Below are 6142 nucleotides of genomic sequence, written 5' to 3'. Positions count from 1 at the left end.
CTCCTGAAGGCGCGTGATGTGCAGGTCGGTGCGATTATTGAGCACGGTGTTGATGACGGCGAGCCCGACGGCACCACCGAGATTGCGCATCAGGTTGAACAGGCCGCTCGCGTTCTTCACTTTCTCGGGCGCAAGCGTGCCGAGCGCGACGTTGTTGGTCGGCACCATCGCGAACATCATGCCGACGCCGCGCAGGATCTGCGGCATCAGCAGCTCGTAGAAATCGTAGTCGCGCGTAATCCAGGTCATCTGGTAGGAGCCGATCGCGAACACGATCAGGCCGAACGCGATCATGTAGCGCATGTCGAGCTTGGCCATGAGCCGGCCGACCAGCGGCGCGACCAGGAACATGGTGATGCCCGAGACGAACATGGTCTCGCCGATCATCAGCGCGCTGTAGCCGCGCACTTCGGCGAGATAGCGCGGATAGATGTAGGTCAGGCCGTACAGGCCGATGCCGATGCAGAATTGCAGCGTGCAGCCGACGGCGAAATTCCGGTCGGAGAAAGTGCGCAGGTTGACGATCGGCTCGGCTGCCGTGAAGACACGCACGAAGAAGGCGATCGCCGAGACGGCGCAGATCGCGGCGCAGATCGCCACCGACGTGTCCTGCAGCCATTCATATTGCGGCCCCTCCTCCAGCACATATTCCAGCGTGCCGAGGAAGCCGGCCATGAACAGCAGGCCCCACCAGTCGAAGCGGTCGAGCAATTCGAAATGCGGCTCGTCGAAATCGACCAGCGCCCAGACGCCGAGGGTGATGCCGATGCCCGGCACGACGTTGATGAAGAACAGCCAGTTCCAGGACATCAAATCGGTGATGTAGCCGCCGACCGTCGGCCCGACAGTGGGAGCCAGCGTCGCAACAAGCCCGATGATGGGACCGACGATGTGGAATTTCGACCGCGGGAACACGGTGTAGGCCGAGGCGAACACCGTCGGAATCATGCCGGCGCCGAGGAAGCCCTGGAGCGCGCGCCACAGGATCATCTCCTCGATCGTGGTGGCGAAGCCGCAGAGCAGGCTCGAAATCGTGAAGCCGGCCGCGGAGATCGCGAACAGGAGCCTTGTGCCGAAGGCGCGCGACAAAAACCCCGATAGCGGAATCGCGATCACTTCGGCGATCAGATAAGCGGTCTGGACCCAGGAGACTTCGCTGGAGCTTGCCGACAGGCCGGCCTGGATTTCGCTCAAGGACGCCGAGACGATCTGGATGTCCAGGATCGACATGAACATCCCGAACACCATGATGATGAAGGCGAACAGCCGCTTCGGCGCGATGCGCTCCGAAGCGGGATCCGCCAGCATGGCAGGGGTAGCAGTCGTGGCGTTCGCCATGGTCTGACCTCGCAGCGCCGATCGCGCGCCTACTGCGGATGGATCATGGTGGGATCGTCGAGATCGATCTCGCTGTCGGCGTCGGCGGCGCCCTGGTTGGTGTCGACGGTGGCGTAGACCGACATGCCGGCGCGGAGCAGGTTCTGCTTGGCGACCGACTTCGGCACGCGGATGCGGACCGGGACGCGCTGCACGATCTTGGTGAAGTTGCCGGTGGCGTTGTCGGGCGGCAGCAGCGTGAACACCGAGCCCGCGCCCGCCGCAATGCTGTCGACGACGCCGGAGAACTTGCGCATGCCGTAGGCGTCGACCTTGATCGTCACCGGCTGGCCGGGACGAATCCGCTTGAGCTGCGTCTCCTTGAAATTGGCGTCGATATAGACCTCGTCGAGCGGCACGACATTGCCGAGGCGCTGGCCGACGGCAACGAAATCGCCGGCGTTGACGAGCCGGTTGGAGAAGATGCCGTCGACCGGTGCGCGCACCGCCGCAAAGCCGAGATCGCGCTCGGCCTTGGCGAGCGCGGTCTTGAGCTCGGCGAGCTGCGCCTGGGCTTCGGCCTGCTGGGCCTTGGCGACATCGACATTGCTCACCGCAACATCGTAGGCGGCCTGCGCGGCCTTGACCGCCGCTGCGCCCTGGTCGCGGCCGGCTTCCGAACTCTCGAAGGTCGCGCGCGAGGCAAAGCCCTTGCTGCTCAGTGCCTGCTGGCGCTCATAGTCGAGATCGGCGCGCTTGAGCCCGGCCTCGGCCGAAACGAGCTGTGCCTTGGCCTGCGCGACCTGGCTGTCGAGCGCCGCGACCTGGCGGCCGATGCGGTCGATGGTGGCCTGCTGGGTCGCGATCTTGGTCGCGGCGGCGTCGACAGCGATCTTGTAGTCGCCGTCGTCGATACGCATGACGATCTCGCCGGCATGCACCGGCGTGTTGTCTCTGGCCAGGATCGAGGAGATATGGCCGGCCACGCGCGCGCCCAGCATGGTATTGTTGGCACGGACATAGGCGTCGTCGGTCGAGACATAGAAGCGGCCGACCAGCGTGTAGTAACCGGCATAGCCCGCGGCTGCGAGCGCCAGCACCAGGCCAACGCCCATCATGACGAATTTGCGCTTGCCGGGTTTCGGCACCGCAGCGGCGGGGGCGGTCGGAGCCGGCTGATTGGTCACAGGCTTCTCCGGCGTCGCCTCGCCGGTGCGGCGCTTGCTTTCTTCGACCACATGAGACCGCAACTGCTCGGCGAGGGCTGCGGACGTCCCGGTCGCAGCTTCGCCGTTCGCCGTCGTCGTCTCCACCGCTTCCTGGCGAAGGACGCGCGCAGCCTGGTCTCTCGATGTGGCCATAAAGGCCTCCCCAATAAAAACGCGATCGGGGGCAGCCGTGGCACGGCCGCAATCCCGCTCACTCATCTCAAATACCATTGACCGAACGGTTCGGTCAATATACTAAATATTCCCGGGCGGACCCTACTGGCCCGAATCCTTTATTTGGGTTCAATCACCCCAAGACCGCGCCAAGACCGCGCCAAAACCTTTGGAGACCCTGAACCAATGGTTGCAGCAAGCCGTGAACATCTGCACGCCCTCCCGGACGAGGACAGCTCCAAGCGCCGCCAGATCCTGGCCGGCGCCCGCAAGGTGTTCATGGATCTGGGTTTTGACGGCGCCAGCATGGGTGAGATCGCGCGCGCGGCCGGCGTCTCCAAGGGGACGCTCTACGTCTACTTCGCCGACAAGAGCGCGCTGTTCGAAGCCATCCTCGAGGAGGAAGCGCTGTTTCACGGCCAGGTCGTGTTCAATTTCGACCCTGCGCGCGATGCCGAGACCACGCTGAAGGATTTCGGCCAGGCCTATCTGCATCTGCTCTGCCGGCCCGGCGGCGGATCGGCGATTCGCACCGTGATGGCGATTGCCGAGCGCATGCCCGACGTCGGCCGCCGCTATTATCTGCGCGTGCTGGACAAGACCATCAACCGGCTGTCCGAATATCTGAAGGCCCATGTCGCCTCCGGCGATCTCGCCATCGACGATTGCGACCTTGCGGCCTCGCAGTTCATGGAACTGAGCAAGGCCTCACTCTTCCTGCCGCTCATCTTCCAGGCCGCACCGCCGCCCTCGGAAGAGCGCATGACGGAAGTGATCGACAGCGCGACGCGGATGTTCCTGGCCGCGTACAAGGCGAAGTGAGCGGAAGCCGGCGACGCGTTGCGCCTGCGGTTCGTGCCGCTTTATATTGAGCGCCATGTCCCGTGACCTTCGCCCGCCGGTCGATATCCTCCATTATGAGATCGTCCAGGAACAAGCCTCGGCGCTTGGACGGATGGGCCGCACGCTCGAGCAGGCGCTCGCGCGCCTGCGCGAATTCGACGCCGCCCATGAAACCTCGGACTCGTCCTCGGAGACGCCAGCCGCGATGCAGCCTGCCAGGCGCAAGCTGGTGATGGAGGCCGGTCAGGCGCTCTGGATGTTCGTGGTCCAGCGCGAAGCCACGGGCCTGCGCGACAGCCGCCATATTATGCGGACCTACGACGTCCCGGCCGAGGTGCAGCTCTGCATGGGGCTGGCCCCGCCGCCGTCGAAGCCGGCTTCGAAATGATTGTGCGCGGCGTCGAGCGCTAATCGGTCACCTGCTTCCTCAACGCCGCGAGATCGTTGACGACCATTTTGGTCGCACCGGTCGAGATGATGCCGTCATCTTGCAGCCGGCCGAGGATCAGGCTGATCGACTGCCGTGTCGCACCGATCATGCGCGCCAGGTTGGCCTGCGTGATGCGGCCGAGCGAAATCGGGCCATTCTCGTCCTGAGCAGCGTTCTCGCACAGCTTCACCAGCAGCAGCACCAGCCGCTCCGCCGCCTTCTGCCCCGCCAGCGTCTGCGCCAGCATCGAATAGGTCTCGCCCTTGAAGCCGAGGCACTCGATCAGTGCCACCGCAAACGACGGCGATCGTGCGATCAACGTTCGGATCGCGTCCTGGTCGAGATGCAGCGCCTCGACCCGGCCAAGCGCCCGGGCCGACCAGCTATGGCGATGATCGCCGAGAATGTAGGGCGCACCGACGAAGTCGCCGGCCTCCCAGGTCGCCAGCATCAGCTCGCGTCCCTGTGTGCCGGCATGGGTACTTTCCACGATCCCGTTCAGGATGATGTGGATGCCGTTCGCGGGCTCTCCCTCCCGCAGCAGATATTCGCGGTTCTGGTAGGCCGCGAGCCTGCCGGTCCGCATCACCAGGTCGAGATCGGCCTTGTCGAGCGCCTTCAGCACAAAACGTCCGGTCCCGGCCCTTTGCACCTCGGCGCAAGGCCCACTTGAAGGCTGACCCGGATCTGCCTCCTCATGCGCATGACTGCGCCCCACAATCGGTCTCCCTTCGAGCGACGGCTCGAAGGCTAGGAGGTCTCCGGTCGGATTGCAACGCGGGGGAAATGCTCAAGCCTGGGCTTCCGCCTCCGTGAATGCGCAGGCGAGGTCGGTGAGCAGGCGCTCCCGCCCCGCCGGCGCCAGAAAGGTGACGCCATAGGGCACGCCCGCCCTGGTCATCGCATTCGGCACCGCGATTGCGGCGAGCCCCAGCGGATTGGCGTAGTTCGTGTAGTAGCCATTGTTGAAATTTGCCGTCAGCGGATCGCGCGCGACGTCGTCAATCGTGAGGACGGTTCCGACCGTCGGCACGACCAACGCGTCGTGAGTTGGCCAGAAGTCACGCGGCGAACGCTGCACCTCCTTGACCTTGTAGAGCGCGCGATAGGCGTCCGCCGCGGTGAACTTCCGGCTGCCGACGACGAGATCGCGCACGATCCCGAGGCCGGCATCCGGATTGGCATCGAGGAACGCGCCGACCGAAACATCCCGCTCGGCGAGGAACGGCCCGAAGAACATCAGATCGTTGATCGAGGTGAACGGCGAAAAATCGGTGGAAGCGACCGACATGTCGAGCCGCCGCAACTTGCGAAGCCCGCCGCCGAACAGCCTCTCCGTCTCTTCGTTGCCGAAGAACCTGAGCTGGTCCGGTCGAGGTGTCGCGATCCGGAATGGCCGCGTCGGAGGCATCTGCTCCGTCCAGCCGGCAAAATCGACTGGTGAAAAGCAATCCTCGGGATCGCGTCGCGCCAGCGCCCGATAGACGTCATAGCCGTCGCCCGGCTCCCGCGTGTAGAGCGAGATGGTATCAAAACTCCGGCAAGCATAGACCATGCCCCGCTGGCTGAACGCACCCGGTGCCGGCTTGAAGCCTGTGACACCGCAATAGGACGCCGGCACCCTGCCCGATCCGCCAGTATCAGTGCCGAAGGCAAAAGACGATGTGCCTGACGCGACCGACACCGCGGCGCCCGAGCTGGAGCCGCCGGGAATGTAGTCCGGATGATGCGGGTTGCGCGCGATGCCATAGGGCGAGCGCACACCGACGAGGCCGGTGGCAAACTGATCCATGTTCGTCTTGCCGATATAGATCGCTCCCGCGGCGATGGCGTCGGCGACAACCGGGCTCGTGGCTTTCGCGACATAAGCGAATTCCGGACAGGCCGAAGTGGTCTGCTCGCCGGCGACATCGATACAGTCCTTCACCGAGACGATCAGCCCGTAGAGCGGCAGCTTGTCGATTTCATGGGCGCGCGCATCGAGCGCACGCGCGGAGGCCATGACATTCTCGGGTTTGGCTTTCGATATCCAGACGCCGCTTTGGTCGGCATCCCCAAGGCGCGACAGCACATGCGTGGCGACATCGGATGGCTTGAGCGCGCCGCTGCGATAGGCGGCGCGCAGATGGCGGGGCGCGATATCCATGTCGTTCATGTACCTGCAGCAACG

6 protein-coding genes are annotated in these 6142 nt (G+C 64.6%); 2 read left to right on the top strand and 4 right to left on the bottom strand.

Annotated elements, in window-relative coordinates; all coding sequences use genetic code 11:
* Window positions 1–1338 (bottom strand): DHA2 family efflux MFS transporter permease subunit (locus tag HYH07_RS34430; protein ID WP_220006631.1); only part of this gene is annotated, 1338 nt, incomplete at its 3' end.
* Window positions 1339–1367: 29 nt separating this feature from the next.
* Window positions 1368–2678: an HlyD family secretion protein gene (locus HYH07_RS34425; protein ID WP_220006630.1), complete on the bottom strand. Its 1311-nt coding sequence runs from the start codon at window positions 2676–2678 to the stop codon at window positions 1368–1370.
* A gap of 207 nt (window positions 2679–2885) precedes the next feature.
* Between HYH07_RS34425 and HYH07_RS34420 the strand changes: the two genes are divergently transcribed.
* Window positions 2886–3521: a TetR/AcrR family transcriptional regulator gene (locus HYH07_RS34420; RefSeq protein ID WP_220006629.1), complete on the top strand. Its 636-nt coding sequence runs from the start codon at window positions 2886–2888 to the stop codon at window positions 3519–3521.
* A 55-nt stretch (window positions 3522–3576) separates the two neighbouring features.
* Complete coding sequence (locus tag HYH07_RS34415; RefSeq protein WP_220006628.1) at window positions 3577–3930, top strand: DUF6665 family protein; 354 nt, start codon at window positions 3577–3579, stop codon at window positions 3928–3930.
* Between the two features lie 19 nt (window positions 3931–3949).
* On the opposite strand, the gene HYH07_RS34410 is transcribed toward HYH07_RS34415, so the two are convergent.
* Complete coding sequence (locus tag HYH07_RS34410; protein ID WP_312016715.1) at window positions 3950–4597, bottom strand: Crp/Fnr family transcriptional regulator; 648 nt, start codon at window positions 4595–4597, stop codon at window positions 3950–3952.
* Window positions 4598–4762: 165 nt separating this feature from the next.
* Entirely contained in the window at window positions 4763–6127 is a 1365-nt protein-coding gene (locus HYH07_RS34405) for an amidase family protein (RefSeq protein ID WP_228749962.1), read from the bottom strand.
* Window positions 6128–6142: the final 15 nt, after the last annotated feature.

This window comes from Bradyrhizobium sp. BR 10261 (assembly GCF_019455395.1).
Lineage (GTDB): Bacteria > Pseudomonadota > Alphaproteobacteria > Rhizobiales > Xanthobacteraceae > Bradyrhizobium > Bradyrhizobium manausense.
The sequence above is the reverse complement of the archived record's forward strand: the minus strand, read 5'-3'. Positions and strand labels throughout refer to the sequence as shown.